Annotated in this window: 22 protein-coding genes; 7 read left to right on the top strand and 15 right to left on the bottom strand. The window is 35.1% G+C overall.

Going from position 1 to position 23,193, the window contains the following annotated elements; translation table 11 throughout:
- Window positions 1-83 precede the first annotated feature (83 nt).
- Window positions 84-2,168 (bottom strand): EAL domain-containing protein, encoded by a 2,085-nt coding sequence (locus Q4496_RS08830; RefSeq protein WP_303610288.1) that lies wholly within the window; start codon window positions 2,166-2,168, stop codon window positions 84-86.
- A gap of 196 nt (window positions 2,169-2,364) precedes the next feature.
- Between Q4496_RS08830 and Q4496_RS08825 the strand changes: the two genes are divergently transcribed.
- Both Q4496_RS08825 and Q4496_RS08820 read left to right on the top strand, forming a co-directional pair.
- Window positions 2,365-3,105 carry a helix-turn-helix transcriptional regulator gene (locus tag Q4496_RS08825; RefSeq protein WP_303610287.1) on the top strand — a complete coding sequence of 247 codons (741 nt, stop codon included), beginning with the start codon at window positions 2,365-2,367 and terminating at the stop codon, window positions 3,103-3,105.
- Between the two features lie 95 nt (window positions 3,106-3,200).
- Window positions 3,201-3,911, top strand: a complete 711-nt coding sequence (locus tag Q4496_RS08820) for a transglutaminase family protein (protein ID WP_303610286.1) — start codon at window positions 3,201-3,203, stop codon at window positions 3,909-3,911.
- A gap of 65 nt (window positions 3,912-3,976) precedes the next feature.
- On the opposite strand, the gene ppsA is transcribed toward Q4496_RS08820, so the two are convergent.
- Window positions 3,977-6,355 carry a phosphoenolpyruvate synthase gene (gene ppsA / locus Q4496_RS08815; protein WP_215972825.1) on the bottom strand — a complete coding sequence of 793 codons (2,379 nt, stop codon included), beginning with the start codon at window positions 6,353-6,355 and terminating at the stop codon, window positions 3,977-3,979.
- Between the two features lie 170 nt (window positions 6,356-6,525).
- On the opposite strand from ppsA, the gene Q4496_RS08810 reads away from it, so the two are divergent.
- From Q4496_RS08810 to hflX, 4 genes are all read left to right on the top strand, one after another.
- Window positions 6,526-7,335, top strand: a complete 810-nt coding sequence (locus Q4496_RS08810) for a pyruvate, water dikinase regulatory protein (protein WP_215972824.1) — start codon at window positions 6,526-6,528, stop codon at window positions 7,333-7,335.
- Window positions 7,336-7,501: 166 nt separating this feature from the next.
- Entirely contained in the window at window positions 7,502-8,551 is a 1,050-nt protein-coding gene (locus Q4496_RS08805) for a 3-deoxy-7-phosphoheptulonate synthase (protein ID WP_215972823.1), read from the top strand.
- A gap of 238 nt (window positions 8,552-8,789) precedes the next feature.
- Complete coding sequence (locus Q4496_RS08800; RefSeq protein ID WP_303610285.1) at window positions 8,790-10,661, top strand: choice-of-anchor I family protein; 1,872 nt, start codon at window positions 8,790-8,792, stop codon at window positions 10,659-10,661.
- A 250-nt stretch (window positions 10,662-10,911) separates the two neighbouring features.
- Entirely contained in the window at window positions 10,912-12,252 is a 1,341-nt protein-coding gene (hflX, locus tag Q4496_RS08795; RefSeq protein ID WP_303610284.1) for a GTPase HflX, read from the top strand.
- A gap of 185 nt (window positions 12,253-12,437) precedes the next feature.
- Here hflX and Q4496_RS08790 read toward each other — a convergent pair whose 3' ends face one another.
- The 6 genes from Q4496_RS08790 to Q4496_RS08765 form a co-directional block, all read right to left on the bottom strand.
- A complete protein-coding gene (locus Q4496_RS08790) occupies window positions 12,438-13,172 on the bottom strand; it encodes an SDR family oxidoreductase (RefSeq protein WP_303610283.1) in 735 nt (244 codons plus the stop codon).
- A gap of 322 nt (window positions 13,173-13,494) precedes the next feature.
- Window positions 13,495-13,953, bottom strand: coding sequence for a GNAT family N-acetyltransferase (locus tag Q4496_RS08785; RefSeq protein ID WP_303610282.1), 459 nt, complete (start codon window positions 13,951-13,953; stop codon window positions 13,495-13,497).
- An 8-nt stretch (window positions 13,954-13,961) separates the two neighbouring features.
- Complete coding sequence (locus Q4496_RS08780; RefSeq protein WP_303610281.1) at window positions 13,962-14,507, bottom strand: histidine phosphatase family protein; 546 nt, start codon at window positions 14,505-14,507, stop codon at window positions 13,962-13,964.
- A 48-nt stretch (window positions 14,508-14,555) separates the two neighbouring features.
- Window positions 14,556-14,900, bottom strand: a complete 345-nt coding sequence (locus Q4496_RS08775) for a 5-carboxymethyl-2-hydroxymuconate Delta-isomerase (RefSeq protein WP_303610280.1) — start codon at window positions 14,898-14,900, stop codon at window positions 14,556-14,558.
- An 83-nt stretch (window positions 14,901-14,983) separates the two neighbouring features.
- Window positions 14,984-16,867, bottom strand: a complete 1,884-nt coding sequence (locus tag Q4496_RS08770; protein WP_215972816.1) for a methyl-accepting chemotaxis protein — start codon at window positions 16,865-16,867, stop codon at window positions 14,984-14,986.
- 462 nt (window positions 16,868-17,329) lie between these two features.
- Window positions 17,330-18,823, bottom strand: coding sequence for an acetyl-CoA hydrolase/transferase family protein (locus tag Q4496_RS08765; protein WP_303610279.1), 1,494 nt, complete (start codon window positions 18,821-18,823; stop codon window positions 17,330-17,332).
- Window positions 18,824-19,515: 692 nt separating this feature from the next.
- On the opposite strand from Q4496_RS08765, the gene msrA reads away from it, so the two are divergent.
- The gene (msrA, locus tag Q4496_RS08760; RefSeq protein WP_215972814.1) at window positions 19,516-20,106 is read left to right on the top strand and encodes a peptide-methionine (S)-S-oxide reductase MsrA; all 591 of its coding nucleotides are present in this window, start codon (window positions 19,516-19,518) and stop codon (window positions 20,104-20,106) included.
- Window positions 20,107-20,178: 72 nt separating this feature from the next.
- On the opposite strand, the gene Q4496_RS08755 is transcribed toward msrA, so the two are convergent.
- The 7 genes from Q4496_RS08755 to Q4496_RS08725 form a co-directional block, all read right to left on the bottom strand.
- The gene (locus Q4496_RS08755; RefSeq protein ID WP_303610278.1) at window positions 20,179-20,316 is read right to left on the bottom strand and encodes a hypothetical protein; all 138 of its coding nucleotides are present in this window, start codon (window positions 20,314-20,316) and stop codon (window positions 20,179-20,181) included.
- 21 nt (window positions 20,317-20,337) lie between these two features.
- Entirely contained in the window at window positions 20,338-20,478 is a 141-nt protein-coding gene (locus Q4496_RS08750) for a hypothetical protein (protein ID WP_252727455.1), read from the bottom strand.
- A gap of 76 nt (window positions 20,479-20,554) precedes the next feature.
- Window positions 20,555-21,160: a GDSL-type esterase/lipase family protein gene (locus Q4496_RS08745; RefSeq protein WP_303610277.1), complete on the bottom strand. Its 606-nt coding sequence runs from the start codon at window positions 21,158-21,160 to the stop codon at window positions 20,555-20,557.
- A gap of 51 nt (window positions 21,161-21,211) precedes the next feature.
- Complete coding sequence (locus tag Q4496_RS08740; protein ID WP_215972812.1) at window positions 21,212-21,538, bottom strand: YceK/YidQ family lipoprotein; 327 nt, start codon at window positions 21,536-21,538, stop codon at window positions 21,212-21,214.
- Between the two features lie 128 nt (window positions 21,539-21,666).
- Window positions 21,667-22,035 (bottom strand): DUF1304 domain-containing protein, encoded by a 369-nt coding sequence (locus Q4496_RS08735; RefSeq protein ID WP_303610276.1) that lies wholly within the window; start codon window positions 22,033-22,035, stop codon window positions 21,667-21,669.
- A 59-nt stretch (window positions 22,036-22,094) separates the two neighbouring features.
- Window positions 22,095-22,751, bottom strand: a complete 657-nt coding sequence (locus Q4496_RS08730; protein WP_159820052.1) for a Bax inhibitor-1 family protein — start codon at window positions 22,749-22,751, stop codon at window positions 22,095-22,097.
- 89 nt (window positions 22,752-22,840) lie between these two features.
- The gene (locus Q4496_RS08725) at window positions 22,841-23,134 is read right to left on the bottom strand and encodes a hypothetical protein (RefSeq protein WP_303610275.1); all 294 of its coding nucleotides are present in this window, start codon (window positions 23,132-23,134) and stop codon (window positions 22,841-22,843) included.
- Window positions 23,135-23,193: the final 59 nt, after the last annotated feature.

Below are 23,193 nucleotides of genomic sequence, written 5' to 3'. Positions count from 1 at the left end.
TTGATACGGTTTATTTGAACAAATTATTTACAAAAATGTTTAGTTAGATATTGCTAATAATTAACTTAGCTAAAGTAATCTCATTAAAAGCATAATAGTTTTTTTGAGTACGCAATTAAATTTGGCTCAGTCATTGGCTTGTTATAATAATACCCTTGTAAATAATCACAATTTAATTCATGCAGTATAATGACTTGCTCTTTCGTTTCTACGCCCTCAGCTACAACTAATATACCTAAGCTGTGCGCCATAGATATTATTGCTTTTACCAGATCCAGATCGGCTTTGTCGATGGTAATACCCTTAACAAAACTTCTATCTATTTTTAAAACATCAAAAGGATAACGTCGTAAGTAACTTAATGACGAATATCCAGTGCCAAAATCATCCATAGAAAGCTTTATGCCCAATTTATTTAATCCAATTAATGCTTCCTGAATATAAGATTGCCCATTCATTAATACGCCTTCTGTAATTTCAAACTCAATGCTTTTAGCACTAACATTCTCAGTGGTAAGCGTATTTTCAACAAAAGTAAGTAACTCTGTATCTCGAAATTGACGTGGTGAGATGTTGATTGCCATGGTATATGGATTTTGTTGAATATTCTGCCACCGATGAAGAAAGTTTAACGCCTGTTTAATCACAAAACTGCCAATTGGTACAATTAGCCCGGTATGTTCAGCAATAGGAATAAATTCATCTGGGGTAATATTACCTAGAGATGGGTTATGCCATCGCAATAATGCTTCTGCACCAACTAAACTATTATGTTTTATATCAATTTTGGGTTGGTAATGTACTTCAAACTCATTTCGCTCTAATGCACCATGCATTTGCTCTTCAATTTCTAACCGACGTAGCATGCTTTTGTTCATTTTTTTGGTAAAAAATGAGTAAGTATTTCGTCCTAACGATTTGGCTTGATACATAGCTATATCAGCATTACGTAGCAACTCAGAAGAAGTTGTTCCATTATCAGGGTATAATGCAATCCCCAAACTTAGTGTCAGAGTTAAATCTCGACCATCTAAACTAAAAGGCTCTCTAAAACATTTCAATAGATTTTCGACAACGGTTAACACATTAAGGTTATCATTTACATCTTTCAATAAGACAATAAACTCATCACCACCTAACCGGCCAACCGTATCTTCCTTACGTACAACCTTATTTAACCTATTCGCAGACTCAATCAATAATTTATCACCTATTTCATGACCCAAGGTATCGTTTACTTTTTTAAAATCATCTAAATCAATGAAAAGTATGGCTATTTTTTCATTATTTCTCTCAGCTTCTCTTAACAACTGGGATAATCGATCTAATGCAAGAAAACGATTTGGTAATAAGGTTAACGCATCATAATAGGCATGATGTTTGATAATTTCTGCCGATTTGTGCTGCTCTGTAATATCACGAATAATAACCACTACTTGTTTATATTCATGTAAATGGCTTATTCTTGCTTCAAAATAAACAAGGCCCTGAGGCATAGTTAATTTGTATTCAAAACACTCGACTGTATTTTGTTTAACCACTTTTTTAATGTGTTTAATGAATTTATCAGCAATATCAGTGGGTAAACAATCACCCATTGGTTTACCAATAAAGTCTTTCGGTAGTTTATATAAATTCTTCTTCTTACTGGTATGGTAATAATTAATAACACCTTCTTCATCCATTAAAAAAAATAAATCGGGAATTGTTTCAAATGCGGCTTTCAGCATGCGCTCTTTATAAATGACAAGTGCCTGTGCGGTTTTTACATCGGCTAAATCTACATCGATACAATACAATTGTTTATTCTTGTATTTATTAGTAAATATCACATGACTTGAAAATACAGGGACATCCTTACCATTTTTGTGACGTAGCGTTATTTCAGAAGCAGGAATTTCAGTGCCTTTTTGCAACCAAACGGTAATTTCATCAACAACAGGTTTCCTTATGTCATGTGGAATAATTAAATCTTCTAGTTTTTGCCCTAATGCCTCTTCACTTGTATAGCCATATAATAACTCACTCCCTTTATTCCAATAAATAACACATCTCTCTTCATCGTAACCTTGCACAGCAATAGCCTTTACCGCATCAAATAAATAATGAAGCGGATCATTGACTATAAACTGATGATTTAAAAGAGTAGTATCTATAGGTGAATCCATATGGATTAAGGGCCCTAAAATATTAATAACAACCTAACTTTAGTCTAGAATTGTCAAAACTGCCTATTTATGTTGAAAATTAATTATTTTCCATTATTAATAATTTCCCTGCGAAGTAACCTTAACTCGTTTACATTAATACCTAGAATTATCTCGTATAGTAAACATGACAAAACTTATTACGTAATATAGCACCATGACCTTAGCATTTAATAATCACCATTGTTTCTACTTGTCACCTGGCTTAGTCATGGCTCATGGCACAGCAATTGATACCAAGCCTCATAAACACTCTTTATGGCAACTCTGTATTCCTAGTAAAACTAGCACATTAAATGGTGAGATATTATTAACCGGAAAAATTATCCCGCCAAACGAACCGCATCAGTTATCAATGCCTGAAGGTTGGATCATACTTGCAGAGCCTGAGAGTAAACTTGGGAACACAATGCGTGAACTTTCAGCGCAAATATTGACTAAGGCATTGCCCCCTTTGCCTATGTTAATCCCCAGCGAAGAGGTAAGCATAAGTGCGTTACTGACAAATCTTGGTCAGTACGCACTTTTAGTTGAGTCGCTAAAAAATAATCCTTATCAATGCCGAAGTAAGCATTTATTAAAATTACTTGCGCGACTAGATAGCTGTTTAACCGGAGATTGTCTGAAACCCGAGCAATGGCGCGCAAAAGATGTCGCGAATTGGTTAGCAATTTCAGAGAGCCAATTTTTACACCTTGTCACTAAAGAGTTAGGTGTATCCTGGCGGCCTTATTTATTATGGCGTCGACTAATATGCGCTATTCAGGCAATTAGCACAGGGGGAAATATAACGGAAGCAGCTTATCTTACCGGTTTTAGCGATAGTGCACATCTGTGTCGAACCATTAAAAGCACCTTTGGCATGACCAGCAAACAATTATTGAGTTGTTTTAAATAAAATAACATAGCTAGTTTATTCAATAATTCACAGCTTCTCTTCGTTATGCTTCTCTAAAAATTAATGAAATATAAAATTAAATTTTAGAGGTTAATATGACAAAGAACTATATAGCAAGCAGTGAACTACTTAACTATCAGCACCCAACTATTCAATCCCTTATCGAACACAAAGCTTGGCGAACATTAGCACCAGAGCAAGCACTGCAAGCGGTATACTATTTTATCCGTGATGAAATACAGTTTGGTTACAACCGAGATGACGCCATACCTGCTAGTGATGTACTTAATGATGGTTATGGTCAATGTAATACTAAAAGTACATTATTTATGGCCTTACTGAGAGCATTAAATATTCCCTGTAAATTCCATGGTTTTACCATTTATAATGCTTTGCAACGAGGCGTTATTCCTAATGACTTAATGTTACTTGCGCCAAAACGTATTTTGCATAGCTGGGTAGAGGTAAAAATTAAGGGTGTATGGCTAAACCATGAAGGTTTCATTATTGATAAAACATTACTAACTCAGGTACAACAAGCCTATCCAAACAATAAAAATTTTAACGGCTATGGTATTAATGTTTCGAATTTACAGCAACCCGACAATGAAATAACAACTGAGTCTACTTATATTCAATCTGGAGGTATTGCCGATGATTTTGGCATATTCGACACCCCTGACGATTTTTATAATATCCACGGCAGTAATCTAAAGGGCTTTAAAAAACTACTGTACAGAATTGCCTTAAGACATATTATTAATCGTAATGTGAAAAATTTACGTAATAATGGATTGCCAAGTTAATTTTTATCAAAAAAAAAGCACCACTAGTTATCTAGTGATGCCTTATTCATTAACAATAATGCCGCTTATTTATTGGCTAACTTATCGGCTAAATATAACCATGTTGGCAAAACGGTGTCTGGATTTAATGAAACACTATCAATGCCTTGATCAACTAACCATGCAGCAAAATCTTCATGATCTGACGGGCCTTGACCACAAATACCGACATATTTACCACGTTTTTTACATGCACTAATTGCCATTGATAATAAGATTTTTATTGCAGGATCACGTTCATCAAATAAATGAGCGATTAACCCTGAATCTCTATCTAGACCGAGTGTTAGCTGAGTTAAATCGTTAGAGCCAATAGAGAAACCATCAAAATAATCGAGGAATTGGTCAGCGAGTAAAGCGTTTGACGGTAATTCACACATCATAATAATACGTAAGCCATTTTCACCACGTTTTAAACCGTGCTCTGCCAAAATATCAATAACATCGGCTGCTTCTTCAAGAGTTCGAACAAACGGAATCATTACTTCTACATTGGTTAAATCCATTTCGTTTCTTACGCGTTTAATTGCTTCACACTCTAATGCAAAACAATCACGGAAATCTTTTGAAATGTAACGTGCAGCACCACGATAACCAATCATTGGGTTTTCTTCATCAGGTTCGAATTCTTCGCCACCTACTAAATTAGCATATTCATTCGATTTAAAGTCAGACATACGAACAATCACTTTTTCTGGTGCGAAAGCGGATGCTAACGTTGAAATACCTTCAGTAAGTTTAGCAATGTAAAACTCAACTGGGCTTTCGTAACCGGCAATAATGTCATTAATTTCGTCTTGTAAATCAGCAGACTGCTTATCAAAATTTAATAATGCTTTTGGATGAATACCAATCATTTTATTGATAATAAACTCTAAGCGCGCTAAACCAATACCTGCATTGGGCAATTTGGCAAAAGCAAATGCTCGGTCTGGGTTACCAATGTTCATCATTATTTTAAGCGGTAATTCTGGCATTGCATCGATTTCAGACGTGGTAACCGTATAATCAAGTTTACCTTGGTAAATAAACCCGGTATCACCTTCAGCACAAGAAACAGTAATCTCATCGCCAGTTTTAATTAAATCGGTTGCATTACCACAACCTACTACCGCTGGAATACCCATTTCACGAGCAATTATCGCTGCATGACAAGTTCTACCGCCACGGTTAGTAACAATGGCAGAAGCTCGCTTCATGATCGGCTCCCAATCTGGATCTGTCATGTCAGTAACAAGTACATCACCAGGTAAAATTTTATCCATTTCTTCAATTGAAGATAGTACTTTAGCTTCACCACTACCGATTTTATGCCCGATAGAACGACCTTCACAGATAACATTAGTACTTGTTTGTAATTGGAACTGTTCCATTACATTGGTGTTTTCACGGCTTTTAACAGTTTCAGGGCGAGCCTGAACAATATAAAGTTTATTGTCTAAACCATCTTTAGCCCATTCAATATCCATTGCACGACCATAATGCTTTTCAATAATTACAGCCTGTTTAGCTAGCTCTTGCACTTCATTGTCTGTTAATGAAAAACGATTAGAATCTTTCTCATCAATATCAACAATTTCAACTTGTTTATTATGCTCTTGAGATGCAGTGTAAACCATTTTAATGGCTTTACTACCAATGTTACGACGAATAACAGCAGGCTTTTCTTTCGCTAATGTTGGTTTATGCACATAAAATTCATCTGGATTGACAGCACCTTGTACTACCATTTCGCCCAAACCAAAACTCGATGTAATAAATACAACATCTTCAAAGCCTGATTCGGTGTCAATAGTGAACATAACACCTGAAGCTGAAATATCACTACGTACCATGCGTTGAATACCCGCAGATAGTGCAACACCACGATGATCATAACCTTGGTGAACGCGGTAAGAGATAGCTCGGTCATTAAACAGCGAAGCAAAGACATGCTTAATTGCTATCATAACGGCCTCAAGACCACGAACATTCAAAAAGGTTTCTTGTTGTCCTGCAAATGAAGCATCTGGCATATCTTCAGCGGTTGCTGATGAACGTACAGCAAAAGAAGCATCGTCAGTGAAGTCACCAGCTAATTTATTATAAGCCTGCTCAATGTCTTGTTGCATTTGTGGTAAGAAAGGTGTGTCAATAATCCATTGGCGAATAGTTTCTCCGCATGTTGATAATTCATTAACATCATCAACATCAAGGGTATCAAGAAGTTGGTATATTTTCTCATTAATACCACTTTGTTCTAAGAATTCATTAAAGGCAAAAGATGTTGTCGCAAAACCTGTAGGAACTTGCACTCCTACGTTTGACAAATTTGAAATCATTTCTCCAAGTGATGCATTTTTTCCGCCTACGCGGTCAACATCACCCATTCCCAAGTTTTCATACCAAAGTACATTTTCTTGCACAACAATTCTCCATTGAATCGACAAAAAGATAAAAAAGCTAATTAAAGTTTACTACTATATTTATAACTGGGAACATTCTACACTGCCAACTATTGAAACTAAAACCAAAAATGATATAAAACTTAGAAGTTTTCAGTATTACTTTCAAAACTATATTATAAGGACCTTAAATGCGTACAGCTTTTTATATTTCCGATGGCACAGCTATCACTTCAGAGGTCTTCGGACACGCTTTACTTTCGTTATTTCCCACAACTTTTGAGCATCAAACGATTTCTTTTGTTGAAACAACGGAAAAAGCACTCGCGACAAAAGAGAAAATCAATAAAGCAACTGCTCGCTCTAAAGAGCCTGCTTTGGTATTTCATACCTTTGTAGATAACGAAATCCGCGAAATAATTGATAGTTGTGATGGTGTTATATTTAACTTTTTAGAGCATTTTGTTGAACCGTTAGAAAAAAAATTAAATATGAAAGCTAAGCCTAAAGCGCATAGAACACATAGCATTCAAGAAAATAGTTACGATTATAGAATTGAAGCGGTAAATTATGCATTAGCCAACGATGACGGTTCAAATGTCACCAATTATGAAGAAGCTGATGTTATTTTAGTTGGGGTTTCTCGCTCAGGTAAAACACCAAGTTCACTTTATTTAGCTTTACAGTATGGAATTAAAGCTGCTAATTATCCTTTTACTGATGATGACATGGATGAACTTAGAATACCGGACTTCTTAAAACCATATAAAAAGAAACTTTTTGGCTTAACCATAGATGCCCAACGCTTAGTCGATATTCGTGAAGGTAGAATGTCTAACTCTAAATATGCCTCAGCAAGACAATGCAAAATGGAAGTACGTGAAGTAGAAAAATTGTATAAAAAAGAGAAGATTCCTTTTATTAATACCACTAAATTTTCAGTAGAAGAGATTACCGCTAAAATCCTAAATGAAACAGGACTGCAAAGATATAAATACTAACGCACAAATATATTAACAAACAAAGGTAATTAACCATTATTTAAATTGTTAAAATAGTTCACATTACCCCTTAATTTAGCTATCTTAGCCACATACCCTACTTTATACGCAGGATTTTTATCACTTTTTAAACTGCTGCGTATAATGCAACAAAATAATTAATCCCATGACTATAAAAACAGATGAATTACGCACAAGTTTAATTGAAAACTTAGTGTCACCAGCCGAATTAGCAGAGCAAATACCACTGAGTAAGCGCACCGCCGATTTTATTATGAAAAGTCGACAAGAAGTCGAAGCAATAATCACAGGCGAAGATAAGCGCTTATTAGTTATTATTGGGCCTTGCTCGATTCATGATCCTAAAGCCGCTATTGATTACGCACAACGGTTAAAAAAATTACGTGATAAATACAGTAATGAATTATTGATTGTGATGCGTGTTTACTTTGAAAAACCACGCACAACGGTAGGTTGGAAAGGACTCATTAGCGACCCAGACTTAGATAAATCATTTAACGTTGCTAAAGGGCTAAATCTTGCTCGCCAGTTACTAGTTGATATCAATGAAATGGGCTTACCTGCAGGGACTGAATTTTTAGATATGGTTACCGGGCAATATATCTCTGATCTTATAAGTTGGGGGGCTATTGGTGCGAGAACGACTGAAAGCCAAGTTCATCGAGAGCTAGCTTCTGCCCTTTCCTGCCCTGTTGGTTTTAAAAATGGCACCGATGGCAATGTAAAAATAGCATTAGATGCGATTCAAGCAGCAAGCGTGCCCCATGTACTTTATTCTCCCGATAAAAGTGGACAAATGTGTATTTATCGTACACATGGTAACCCGTTCGCCCATGTCATATTACGTGGCGGTAAAACACCTAACTATAGTGCTGAAGACATAAAAGATACTTGTGAAAAACTAGCAAAAGCACAACTTAATCAAAGTATTATGGTAGATTGTAGCCATGGTAATAGCTATAAAGATCATAACAAGCAAATTGATGTGGCTCGTTCATTAGCTGAACAAATCCACCAAGGCAGCGACAGTGTATTTGGTGTTATGATCGAAAGCTTTATCGAAGCAGGAAATCAAGTAGTTAAAGCAGATGTTCCTCTCGTTTACGGTAAAAGTATCACCGATGCTTGTATTGATTTAACAGTTAGTGAAGATATATTAGCCTTACTCGCTAACGCTGTAAAACTAAAACAGTAATTTGGTTAGCATGTTGACAATCTACAAGTGAACTAAGCCTTTAAACTAAATATATCAGCTAATACCTAGACTAACTCTTTGAGCATATTTGCGTGGTTTCACCATTAAAATATGCTCATTTATTAATCACCCCCTGTTTTTCAGCTGTAATATTTCCTTCATTAATTTATTATAAAAATGTCATTTAATGTGATTACACTCATGCGTTTTAAAATAAAAATACATAAGTGGAATTTACATGTCTATAAAAAAATCAATAATAGCATTATCAATCATATCACTTCTCTCTGCTTGCCAGTTTACTGGTGATGACGGTAACAATGGCGAAGCCGGAATAGCAGGTTCTCCCGGTCAGCAAGGCCCTACTGGACCTCAAGGTATTCCAGGAAAAGATGCTACGCAGCAGGTGAGTGTTGAAGTAGTTGGACGCTTTAGTGCCGGAGGTAGTGAAATAGCAGGTAGAAGTGCTGCTGAAATTGTACAATTTCATCAAGCCTCTAACTCTGCTTTTGCGGTTAATAGTGCAAGTAACCAAATAGAAGTAATTAATTTAGTAAGCCTTCCAACCACAGAAGTTGGCAACCCAATTACTGATACTAGTTTATCATCAACTACCTTTAACTTTCCTAGTGAAGTGCAAGTGTTACTTTCGAATAACACAAGAGAAACCATTACCTTAGGTGCGGCAAATTCTATTGCTATTTTTGAGAACAACTTAGCCATTGCGGTCGAAGCTAATGACAAAACTCAAGAAGGTGCCGTATTATTTTATCAATTGAATAGTCAAGGTGTAGGCTCGTTTATTAAAGCCGTTAAAGTAGGCGCTCTACCTGACATGCTTACCTTTACCCCAGATGGAAAAAAAGTATTAGTTGCTAATGAAGGCGAACCAAAAAATGATTACTCTGTTGATCCTGAAGGTTCTATCTCAATAATCAATATCAATAACTCAGTACCTGAGGATTTAAGTAGCACAATAAACTTAACGAGTGATATCACTTTTAGTAGTGATTTACTTGATGACAATGACTTTAATACCGACGCGAAACGATTAGCACTATTAAAAGCAGCTGGATTAAAGTTTGCTGGCCCAATAGGCACAACACTTGCTCAAAGCTTAGAGCCAGAATATATAACAGTGAGTGACGATAGCAAAACCGCTTATATATCATTACAAGAAAACAATGCTATTGGTATTTTAAATTTAGAAGAAAATACTATTGAAATTAAGCCGTTAGGTTTTAAAGATTGGGATGAGTTTCAATTAGATTTTTCCAATAAAGACGAAATCGCATCATTCCAACATGTTACAAATTTATTTGGCATGTACCAACCTGATACGATCACCGCGTATCAATGGAATGGCGCAACTTTTATATTATCAGCAAACGAAGGTGATTCTCGCGATTATGATGCTTACTCAGAAGAAGTTAGAGTCGCTGATATCATTGATCCTACAGAATTGAATAAAAGTTTATCTGCCGAATTACAATCAATTTACGATGCCAGTGGCGGTGACGATGGTTTAGGTCGATTAAAAGTCACTACCGCTTTAGGCGATGCTGATAATGATGGTACTTATGAAGCATTATATAGCTATGGCGCTCGTTCATTCTCAATTTGGGACCAAAATATCAATCTTATTTTTGATTCAGGTGATGACTTTGGTAAAATTTCTGCCTCAGTACTCGGTAATAACTTTAATAGTGCTCATACCGAAAATAAAGGTGATAATCGATCTGATGATAAAGGTGGCGAGCCTGAAGCTATTGCTGTTGGAAAAATAGGTGAAAGAACTTATGGCTTTATAGCCAGCGAACGCTCTGGAAACTTATTCATTTATGACATTACTAATCCGTTTGATGTGAGTTTTTCATCTTTTTATAATAATCGTGATTTTGACATAGACTTTGAATTAGATGATGATTTAGATAACCCTTGTGATCCAAATGAAGGGATGGACTGCACAATGATTGAAAGTGCTGGTGATTTAGGCCCTGAAAGTATCGCGTTTGTACCGAGTGAACAAAGTCCTAGTGGAATGCCATTACTGATTATTGGTAATGAAGTCAGTGGCTCGGTAACCATCTATCAAGTTATCACTGAATAACCGAATAAAAAAATCAAAATACAAGGATAAGACTTTACCGGTTTTATCCTTTTTGTTCTTATCCCCTGAAGATAACTCAACACAGTAAAATAATAAAATACGCTTACCTCTTTTAAATATAGCAACTATATCTGACTACTAAAATAAACATTATCTCCCCTATAAAGCGAAGCGATAACAGCGTAAGATCAATACATATTCAGATTAAAAATTAGGTTTGCACTAGTTAGTGCATTAACAACAAAAAATTATGCAATTAACCGCAAAAGCATCACTTAATCACGCTTTACTCATTTCTGTTTGTACACCAGAATTTAAAGGTGATGAAGCAATAGAATCACTTGCAGAGCTTGCGCGCTTAGTAACTACATTGGGGTTCAAAGTAGTTGGCACCCAGTCACAAAAACAAAGTTCAACAAAAAGAGTTAATGTACTCGGTTTAGGCAAACTAGCTGAAATAGCTGAGCTCACCGGTAATAAAGGTATTATTGAAATGAGTGAAGAAAACGAAGTTTCACTTGATGACGATGAATTAACTACTATACCATCAGAGAACCTTCCCTTTGCCTGTGCCGACGTTGTTGTTTTTGATTGTGATTTAACACCTTCTCAACTACGTAACGTCGAAAATCAATTGGGCGTAGAAGTATTCGATCGTACCGGCGTGATTATTGAAATATTTAGTCGTCATGCGCGTACAAAAACAGCTAAGTTGCAAGTTGAAATTGCACGTTTAAATTATGTCGCACCGCGTCTACGTGAAACATCCTGTGGTGACAAAGAGCGCCAAATGGGTAAAGGTGCCGGTGAAACTACGCTAGAGCTAAATCGCCGTAAAGTACGTGATCAACTAGCAGAATTAAAACGCGAGCTAGTCAACGTTCAAGATGAAATGAAAGGTCGACGTACACAACGTTCTGAAAATTTTTGTGTTGCGTTAGTCGGTTATACAAATGCGGGTAAATCATCGATGATGCGCGCTATTACTGGTAGTAATGTTGAAGGTGAAAATAAACTCTTCGCAACACTTGATACCACTGTTCGTGCCTTATTTCCAGTAACCCACCCTCGCATATTAGTCTCTGATACCGTAGGTTTTATTAAAAAGTTACCCCATGATCTCGTTGCCTCATTTCATTCTACGTTGGCAGAAGCGCATGATGCGTCACTATTACTATACGTTGTTGACGCTTCAGATCCTTCATTTCGCTCACAACTTGATGTAGTACACGAGGTTTTAGCAGAAGTTGGTGTGCAAGAAAGTAAAAAACTACTCGTACTTAATAAGTCTGATCAACTCACTATTGAGCAACAAAACGCATTGATGGAAGAATTTCCAGAGGCCATGTTAACATCAGCTCGTAATCCGACCGATGTTAACAAATTACATCAATATATTGTTAACATTGCTCAAGAAGAAATGATTGAAGAAGAAATTGTTATTCCTTATACCGCTAAAGGCATCGTTGGTGAAATACGCTCTACTATGAGTGTGACTAAAGAAGATTATGAATTTGATCATATTAAACTCACCGTACGCTCTAATGCCATTGAGTTAGCAAGATTAAAGAAGAAAATGCTCAGCTTATAGGTTAACAGTCAGTATTGCCTAGATAGCAGATATCCCCTAGCTATCAGCACTTTATTGTCGTTGGAAGAATAAGATTTAAAATAGCTCAATAAAAAATCGATTAATTTACATTAATCGATTTTTAATGTTCTCTGATTCGCGTTACACAAGTGTAAATCAAAGAATATCCTGATTAAATCAACGCTCTACACTGATATATCGCTAGTAATAATCGCATCAGAGAAAGACTGATAAGCCGCTTCAATTTGCTTTGCAACAGGATCTGGAAAGGTATGAAAATCGCCATTATTTAGCGCAGTAATAATGGCCTCTGAAACCACTGTTGCCTCAGGTGCACCTTCAAAACCAGCTAAATTCCCCATATCAGTACCAATTGGACCTGGATGAACGCTCAATACACGAATACCTTTATCAGACCATTTATCTTTCAAACCCTGGGTGATCGAATATGCCGCGGCTTTAGATGCACAGTAAGTCGCAATATCACCAAACGTTTTAACAGAAGCAATTGAGTTTAACTGCACTAGCACACCTTTATTGCGCTCTAAAATATCTGAAAATGCATTGGCTACACGCATCAAACCAAAAACATTAACATTGAATTGATCCTGTAACGACGCTTCGGCATTTTCACTTAATGGTGACGTAATATGCATAATACCTGCGTTGTTTACTAGAATATCAACATCGCTAGCTTGAGTAGCTAAATGTTGAATAGATGCTGTATCAGCAACATCTGCAGCTAAGGTAACAACTTTATCACCATATTGTGCTTCAATTTCTTTAGCTGACTCAGGCTTACGTACAGCAAGATAAACCTTAGCAGCGCCATTAGTAATAAGTGAGTCGACAATTGCTCTGCCAATCCCACGGTTAGCCCCAGTCACTAATGCTACTTTACCTTTAATTAAACCGTCCACTTTTTGCTCCTATTGAAAATTAAAAAACACCTATTGTACCAATCGGTAACTTGCACCTAATTCTATACCGATTGGTACAATAGGTCAATTATCGTTATAAATTTATATAAGATTTAACCGCGGTTAAAAAACACACAATTAGTGATTGAAAGACATTGAAGTTAAATTATGACATCTGATAGTAAAGTCTACATAAGCGCTTCACTAACAGAGCTAATGGACTAATGGAACTAACGAAAAGTATGATGATGTGGATAAACAAATACTGTTTTTATAAGGCGTGTGCGAACAAATAGCTTGAAGTTAACCTTCTACTTTGTAGTTATTGTTGCACCATATATAAGCAATTTGCTAATGCTATTTTTTCTGGATAATCGGTAATACAAAAGCCAAGCTTGGTATAGGCCTTAATTGCATTTTTATTATGAGCTAAAACAAATAGTGAGCATGATTGCGTATTTAAATCTGACTTACCTAAAACGCTCAACTGACTTATCAAACTAGCAATAATTCCTTTCCCCCGAAAGCGAGGATTAACCACTAACCTGCCAAGATGACACTTACCTAACCTTAAATAATATTGTCCAAATGCTAGCAAATCGCCTTCGTTTGAAACCATCGAAAATGACGCTAAAGTGTTAAGCTTTAAATCACGTTTAAACGATTTTAGATCAAAGGGATAGCTAAAATTGGGGCCAGACCAAACCGTGAGCTCCTTTTCACTCGTAAACCAAGACATTAACTCAACAAGTTGCAGATCAGTTGGTGTTGCTAATTTCATAATGTTCATCAAATTTTAAGGCGAGTAACACCCCAGTAATCATTACTTTTAGATGTTAACGTCCAACCGGCTTGAATAAGTGATTTTCTAATATAACGATTCATAAATCCATGGCCAAACAATACTACCGTGTTTTGCTTATTAGCTGCTTTTATTAATTCGCTCGCCGCAATATTAGCGCGCTGTTTGGCTTGTTTAAAAGTCTCAAATGAACCTGTAAAACCAAACATCCATAGCACTCTACAAAAATATACCCACTGCCAAGCGGTTAAGCTAAATGGCAGTTTGTATCTAGGTATTTCCATTTCTCTATAAAGCCTATTAATTTCATCTGGTTTTTTACCCACGTAAATATTTGTAGAGTGTATTGCTCGTTTTAAATCACTTGATATCGTGTACTGTGATATGTAATTAGTATTTATACTTTTAGGCCGGCTATTATCAGCAACGTCTGAAAAATTATATCGCCTGATCCATTTAGCATACTCAGCAGCATTCACCATCGGATTGTTGGCTGACGTTGGCTTCCCGTGTCGAATTAAAATGATTTCCATAAGTAACTTAACATTTATAAATTCTTGTAAGATTAAAAATAGGCTGCACTACAACATAGCGCGATTACAATAAGTAGCCTTTTCAAAGTCACTAATGTTCATTGCTATATTAGAGATCTCTGGAAACAAAAGCACTAATTTATTAACTACTTGTTTCGATAAATTTGCCTTTTGCTCTGTAGTTCGTCCTTGCATTATATGCGCAAATACATGAATAAAATCTTCACGTTTATTCGCTACAGAATATTTTTTAAATGGGTTCATTCTGACTTTTATATCACCTTCATCAAACAAACCTGTAGAGTTTGCAATAAGATGTATCTGTTCAATAATAAATTCTTCATCGTGATATTCAAGGACGCTTTCTGAGCAGTCCATTACAAAATGTGGCATTAACTTTCCTTACTATGATTTATATTACTTACGAACCTATAAAGTTTTAATTTACAGATTTATAACACTATCAGAGTTATTCATTAACTCAATTTAAAACGACTGACTAAATTAACCAATTGAGTATTCTCTGCTAACAATTCATCTGTACTTGCGACCGTTAATAAACCGTTTTCGGTCAAGCTGACTACCATTTCTTGGATTGAAGCCATATTTCTATTTATTTCTTCTGCTACATGACTTTGTTCTTCAGAAGCCGTGGCGATATGAGTACTCAATTCATTGATTTCAATAATAGAGCCCGCCATAGCATCTAAACCTGTCCCAACCAATAATGTATTGTCGGTAGTTGATTGACAACTTTCTTTCGTTAAATCCATTGCTTTAACCGCCAGTGCTGCATCGCTGGTTAATTTAGCAAGTAAATCATTGATTTCAGCAGTGCTCGATTGCGTTCGTGCAGCAAGAGAGCGAACTTCATCCGCTACAACTGCAAAACCACGTCCTTGTTCACCTGCACGTGCTGCCTCAATTGCAGCATTTAAAGCCAATAAATTCGTTTGATCAGCAATTGCGCCGATAACACTTAATACCGATACAATTTCTTGTGTATTATCGTTCATGGTATTAATACATGCTGCTGCAGACTCAACTTCATTTACTAAGGTTTCGACACTTTGTGAAGATGTAAGCACCAAGTTTTTAGATGATAAAGCTTCGTCACTTGCTTTTTTGGTACTTAATGCTGTTTGTTTCGCATTATCTGCAACCGTACTGGCAGAAGCACTCATCTCAGTAATTGCGGTCACTGCTTGTTCGGTTTCACTACTATGTATTGTTAGAGATTGAGCAGTTAAATCTGACATATTTTTAAGTTGATCAATTTCTTTTGAAATATGATCTGATGAAGCTAAAATTTGAATCATCATTGATTGTAACTGGCTGATAAACGTATTAACTGATTCAGCGATTTTTGCTAAATCGTCATCTCCTTTAACCTCTATACGATGAGTTAAATCACCATTACCTTTAGCTAAATCTTCAACTCTTTGTTTTAGCGTTATAATTGGTGTATATATTTTTGATAGAGTAAAAATTAACAGTATCACTGTTAATACGATTAAGATGAATGTGGTTAACATGGCAGAAAACAATAGTTCATCTAAAAAGGCGAAAGATATCGATTCATCAATATCAATAACAATGTGCCATTTACCACCGCCAAGTAAGTCTAATTCAGAGTATGCAGCATAATGTTTATCACCATCATCTTCATAACGATATGTGCCACTACTAGTGGATAACACTTTTTGTTCAATATTTATTAACGCTTTATTATCAGAAATTCTATCACCAAAAGCTCCCTCTCCTGATGTACTAATAAGCCCACCCTTACCATCATAAAGGCTTACATTAGCACCATAAAAATCAACATTATTGATAAAGGCATTTACAGCTTCTAGAAATATGTCCCCACCAATAACACCATTGTTTTGGACATCTAAAAAACTAAACATATATTTATCAGATATACCTTGGTCAAAATATATTTCTGTCATCATTAACCGATTGGCAGATTTAGCATCTTGATACCATGCTTCTTGCTTAGCATCATAGTCCTTAATAACACCTGCATTACCAATAGTTAAGCCATCACTGTCTGCAAAATTAATAGCATCTAAAGGTGTGGAAGCCACCAGCAGTTTAGCAATTTCTATTTTTTTATCTGTATCATTACTATTAAGCTGCTCTTTCGCATTAGAGACAACAGTCATACTATTAGTTAGCCATATATTGATATCATTTTTGATACGATTAATTTCTGAACTTGCCTGTTGCTCAACCCTAGCCATACTTTTATTGCGATTATTAGTATAATCAAGCCAATTAGTAACCAACAAAGAAACGGCCACTAACAGCGTCGAAGCCAACATTATCCTTTGCTTAAACCCTATTGAAATACTCATGATTATTTTCCTTAAATACTATAATTACAATTAGTTGGACTTATTGAGCGGAGACTATTCTCTATCATACAACACTATGTTAATAATTAAGTAATATTATATAAGAGCATTTAATTTATTTTATAACACCCGTATATTTTGGTATTCCATAACGTTGATCATACGAGTTAACTGTGAAATTTTATCCATAGTGGATTATGGCTAGTATTAAAATGGCAGTAATGTTTTCTTTGATTTATCTCATGAGTGTTTAATAATTCGCTTTCTTTAATGTAGAGTTATACAAATTTATCTATTGCTATTGTATAAATATATGCCTTTATGCTTAAGCGCCATTAATTTTTATTTATAGAAACTTAAACTTCATTTATAAAAAAAGCTCATTTTATTAAATAAAATGAGCTTTTTATGAGACTAAAAAATTTTATATCGTTAGTTGCTAACATCTAGCATTATAACGAATTAACTTTTTTTCATTGTACCTGTAGTTTCAAGGCGAGTATGCCAGCTGAAAGCTTCTTCAAGTAAATGAGGGGTATGTCCACCACGCTCACAAGAACGCTTAAAGTAATCTAACATTGCTTCACGATAATCAGGATGAACACAGTTGTTAATAACTTCTACTGCTCTTTCACGTGGAGCTAAACCACGTAAATCAGCTAGACCTTGCTCTGTTACTAAAATGTCAACATCATGCTCAGTATGATCAACATGGCTAACCATAGGAACAACACTTGATATTGCACCGTTTTTAGCAATTGATTTAGTTACGAAGAAAGAAAGGTTTGCGTTACGAGCGAAATCACCTGAGCCACCAATACCGTTCATCATTTTAGTACCACAAACATGCGTTGAGTTTACGTTACCGTAAATATCAAACTCTAATGCTGTGTTTATTGCAATAATGCCTAGACGACGCACAATTTCAGGGTGGTTAGACATCTCTTGAGGACGTAAAACAAGTTTGTCTCTATATTTTTCTAAGTTATTAAATACTTGTGAATTACAACGTTCAGATAAAATAATAGAACAACCAGACGCAAAGTCTAGTTTACCTGCATCCATTAAATCGAATGTAGAATCTTGTAAAACTTCTGAATACATTGTTAGATCTTTAAAGTCAGAATCTAATAGTCCCATCATTACAGCATTCGCAATGTTACCAATACCTGCTTGTAGTGGCCCTAAATTTTCAGGAAGACGTTTTTCTGCAACTTCTTGTTCAAAAAAGTTAACTAAGTGTTTTGCAATGTTTGCCGTATCTTCATCAGGGTCAGTAACCGTAGAGAATGAATCACTTTGGTTAGTGAAAACAATACCAGCGATTTTTGCTGGATCAATAGGAATAGCAGTACTACCAATACGATCATCTACTTTCACTAATGGAATTGGTGTTCTCGTTGGACGGTAAGAAGGAATATAAATATCGTGTAAACCTTCTAACTCTGGCTGATGCAACGTGTTAATTTCAACGATTATTTTTTTAGCGAAAATAGCAAAACTTGCAGAATTTCCTACAGAAGTTGTAGGGACGATGTGTCCATCTTCTGTAATTGCAACAGCTTCGATAACGGCTACATCAGGTAGAGGCAATTGTTTATTACGCATTTGCTCTACAGTTTCAGATAAATGTTGATCAATAAACATTACTTGACCATTATTGATCGCTTTACGTAATGTGTTATCTACTTGGAATGGCATACGACGTGCTAGAACACCTGCTTCCGTCAACAGTTTGTCTAAATCATTACCTAATGATGCACCTGTCATTAGATTGATTTTCATAGGGTTTAATTTTGCTTTTTCTGCCAATGCTTTAGGAACAGCTTTAGCCTCTCCTGCACGAGTAAAACCACTCATACCGACTGTCATTCCATCTTCAATGAAATCACAAGCTTCTTCCGCCGACATTATTTTTTGATGTAACTCACTATTTCGAATGCGTTCTAATTGCATATTCAACCACTTTTATTTTTAAGATTATAGAGATTTTATGACGTATGTATTATCTATGAGGTTTTTACTGTTCAGTACATATTAGATTGCTAGTATGTCATTTTGCGAATTAGTAATTAACATAGAGAATGAATTTACCCCGATAAAACAGACACATTTTTTACGCAATTAACTGCTTGAAATTATTTTTTTCAACTGCGTAATAACTTGTACTAAAATGCATCCTTGTCGTATTTTAGTAAGGCCGTATTGTAGTATTTGTTAATCTAACTGCCAAGTGTTCCATGCGAACCTCAAGGAAACTTAGATAATTTTTAATAAATTTTTTTTGACTTGATAAAATAACAAAAAACTTGAAGCCCTTGTTATTACTAGCCTTCAGAGATAGCCATATTTTTTAAATCATTTATTTTTGATGCATAATTTTTTTTTGAAATTCATAAAAAAATTAGAACTTTTACTCTATTTTTATAAATTTCAGTACTTTTTTTATGCAAATAAAAAAACAAAATGGTTAATATTTATACAAAAAAAGCCCTGCTTTCACACGTTGGATTTGTATCTTTTTTGTTCATTCAAATATGAAAAATCACCCTAACTTTTCATTAAAATTTAACTGTTATTGAAATATTTTTTATCTAGTTCAGGTCTATTAATTACATCTATATAAATATTAATTAGAGCGAAATTTTATGAAAAAAATACTTGGATTAGTTTTATCAACATCGTTACTTTTTTATACATCCATAGCGAATGCAGATAAGGCCGTTTTAGCTGGCGGTTGTTTTTGGTGCATGGAATCTGACTTTGAAAAATTACCTGGCGTTACCTCGGTTGTTTCAGGCTTTACAGGGGGTAAAGTAAAAAATCCTACTTATCAAGGCGATCATCGCGGACATTATGAGGCAGTTGAAATAACCTATGATCCAAAAAAAGTAAGCTATCAAGGAATATTGGACCATTTTTGGGTAAATATTGATCCCTTTGATGCTAAAGGCCAGTTTTGCGATAAAGGACCAAGCTACCTAAGTGCCATTTTTGTTGCCAATGAACAAGAAAGAGCATTAGCTGAACAGACAAAAAAAGCTGTTGTAGCAAAGTTCCCAAATCAACTCGTTGTTACCCCTATTTTAGCTGCTGGTACTTTTTACCCTATTAAGGGAGATGAAAGCTATCACCAAGACTTTTATAAAAATAGTCCTGTTCGTTATAACGCTTATCGTTGGGGTTGTGGTCGAGATAAACGCTTACAAGAAATTTGGGGCGAAAACGCTACTCACTAGAAATATAATATAAAAGCATTAGAGAATATAATTCCCACTATATTGTTAAAAATTAATATAGTGGGATAATAACTAAATATTAGCTAAGCAAGGCTCAAACGATTCACTAGCTTTCGCCCATACCGCTGATTCATTACCATAGGAGTCAGTTAGTTGAAATCTAAGACCGCCAGGAAAAGAGAACATAGGTTTAGTAATTTTCCCTTCCACTGATTCAACAAGACGTAGAAATTATTCAAGGTTATCGCTTAGTAACACTAGCAAAGCAGATCCGCTAGCTGTTGTTAGCGTGAAGTCTGACTGATAAAAACCACCATCAATTCCTTGATTGGTAAATGCCGTATACTCAGGCCAGAAATCTACAAAGGACAATACAAATGCTTGCTCAAAAAAAACTTATACCAGTTTCATTGATTGAGCACTCCCTGATAGATATTAGTTATTTACATTAAATAATTTGAATTTTAGCGGCCAGGTTTAACGCTAATTGACGATAACCTTTGTCATTTAAATGGACACTATCTGACTTCATACTTCGCTGCTTAAGTAAATCAGGTAAACTTTTTAGATCAGACACCAACATATACTGGCTCGCTAACCTTTCATATAAGGGTAACGTTGATAAATTGATTGAAGGTTTGGGCACACCAACTAATATGACTTCTACGCCATAAGACTGAATCAACTCAATCATCTGTGCCAAATTATGTTCAAGTTTTTCTTTGGATAAACCTTTAAGAATGTCGTTTCCACCATGGCATAAAATAACAAGGCTTGGCGTTGTTAATTTAAGTGTTTTGTCTAACCTCTGTAGACCTTTACTACTTGTTTCACCAGGTATACCTTCATTGATTACCGTGATACCTAAGGTTGTTTGTAAAATATTTGGATAACTCTTATTTACTGTCCCCCCTGTGCCTTTAGTAAGGCTATCACCAAAAGCAAGAATGACACTGTCTTGCGTTAATTTAATTGTTTTATTTTGCTCTGAACAACCAACAATAACAATAAACAAAAAGATTAAGATAACAATTGATTTAAATCGACAATACATATGATGAGTTACTCGCCCTTTGTGTACTTAGTAATGAAACTGAAGTTTTTATTAATTAACCTTAATATCGCCCTTTTCAGCCTGCATAACGATGGTATAGGGTAAAACAACTGTATCTGAAACGGCAGAGAAAACCGTATCAATAAACACTAAGGGAACATTATTAACAGAGCTACCTATGTTTTTTTTGTTACTTGGTTCCCCGTACATAAGACAAAGGTTGTATGAAATACCACTATAAATTCTTGGTATATCTTTACAATAACTTTTCTTGCCAAAATGAGAGATATTAATATGGTTATTGTAAGGATTAATCGTTTTAATTGTTGCACATGAGCATATAAACAAAGTGAATAAAAAAACAGTGAGTACTTTCATATCTGCTTACTTCTTAGGTGAATAATGGAATAAGGTATTATAAAACTAAAGCTAATTTAAAATGGAAAAGACTGTAAATGTGATGCTTGAATGATTTATTTGCAAGCACCACCGAGCCTAACACACTATTAATGAACAGTTTTACGGGAACTGATAATCACAAAAATTAGAGCAATTAATGCTGGTAATCCTTGTGTAAATATAATGCTCATTTTTGCAGTAAGGCCACCAAATATACCGGCAACGATGACACAAGATAAAAAGAACACTTTAATATCAAAACGACTGATGATCAGCCCCCAAAACAAGCCCGCAGCAAGAAAACCATTATAAAGGCCTTGATTCATCGCAAGCACTGCTGATGATTCTGCGACTTCAGGCGTCATCAAAAATATTTTTTGGCCAAGAGGGTGATTCCAAAAAAACATTTCTAAAACTAAAATGCCAACATGGCTTATTGCCACAAAAAAAACAAAAATATTTGCTAATAATTTCATATATATATTTTCCATATTCTCTCGATTGAGCAATTCGTTATTTATTATTAGTTCAAATACTATTTTCTGCCCAGTATTCTTAGTATACGTATAAATAAATTAATAATATCCATATATAAAGCCGCGGCACTATCAACCGCGTTATCGTATGTTTTTGGGATCGCATTTGCTCTTGCCCAATCGTAACCAATATAACCACAGAAAATAACGGCAACGATCCAATCTAAAATGCCATGATGCGTATTAAATATAAATATCTCAATTAGCTCTACTACAATCACACAAAACAGAGCAATAGTGAGCCCCCCTGCTATTTTATTAAAAAACGCAGGATACATTGAACCTAACAACATCATAACAAAGGTTACCATGCCCGTAACTCTTATCGCTTCGAGAACAATGTCGGGGTTATATTGACTAACCACTAAATTAATAATTAGCCCAAAAGGAACAACCACAAAATTGTAACCAATAAAGCTAACTAATGGACTGTCAGATTTACGAAACAAATAAATACCGAAAAAACACGAGGCAAAATAACCAATAAAAAAAACTATTGGATTGATATTACTAATAGATTCAACTGAAATATTTTGCACCATAAACCAGTTAATGGCAAAGCCCCATATCAGCGTCAAACCAATAACCAAGTTGTAAGTTGAAGCGCCTATTATTTTGTCACTCGTTTCTGTTCTACTAAATACGTCTACATCCATTTCATTTCCTTATTTACATTAACTTCCCATAAGCCTAATCAACTATTTTATTGAAAACCCCATTGCTGTATGTTTTGTTTTAGCGTTATTCATAGCTTAACGTCATATTTTTTAAAGTACAAAAGCATAATTGGTATTTCTATTGCCGCATAAGTTAACAGCGTAAACCAAAACCAGTTTACTGGATAAAATAACAAGTTGAATTGATGCCCACTTTCCCAGTAATTAAATCCAACAACGCACAAAGCAAAGCCTGATGTAAAAATGTCATAAAAAGAAATTCTATTAAAGCTGTTGCCTGCTAATTTTGGATAGATAGAGAAGTACGCAAGTAAAATAATAATTAAATTTAATAATAAAATTGATAGCTCTGCTGAATACATTTTATTAAAACTCCTAATAACGCTAACAATAGGTAAAAAGCATAACTATATTTCAACCT

This window comes from Colwellia sp. 5_MG-2023 (assembly GCF_030547795.1).
In the GTDB taxonomy this organism is placed as follows: Bacteria; Pseudomonadota; Gammaproteobacteria; order Enterobacterales; family Alteromonadaceae; genus Colwellia.
Note: the sequence above shows the minus strand (reverse complement) of the source record. Positions and strands in the feature narration are given on the sequence as shown.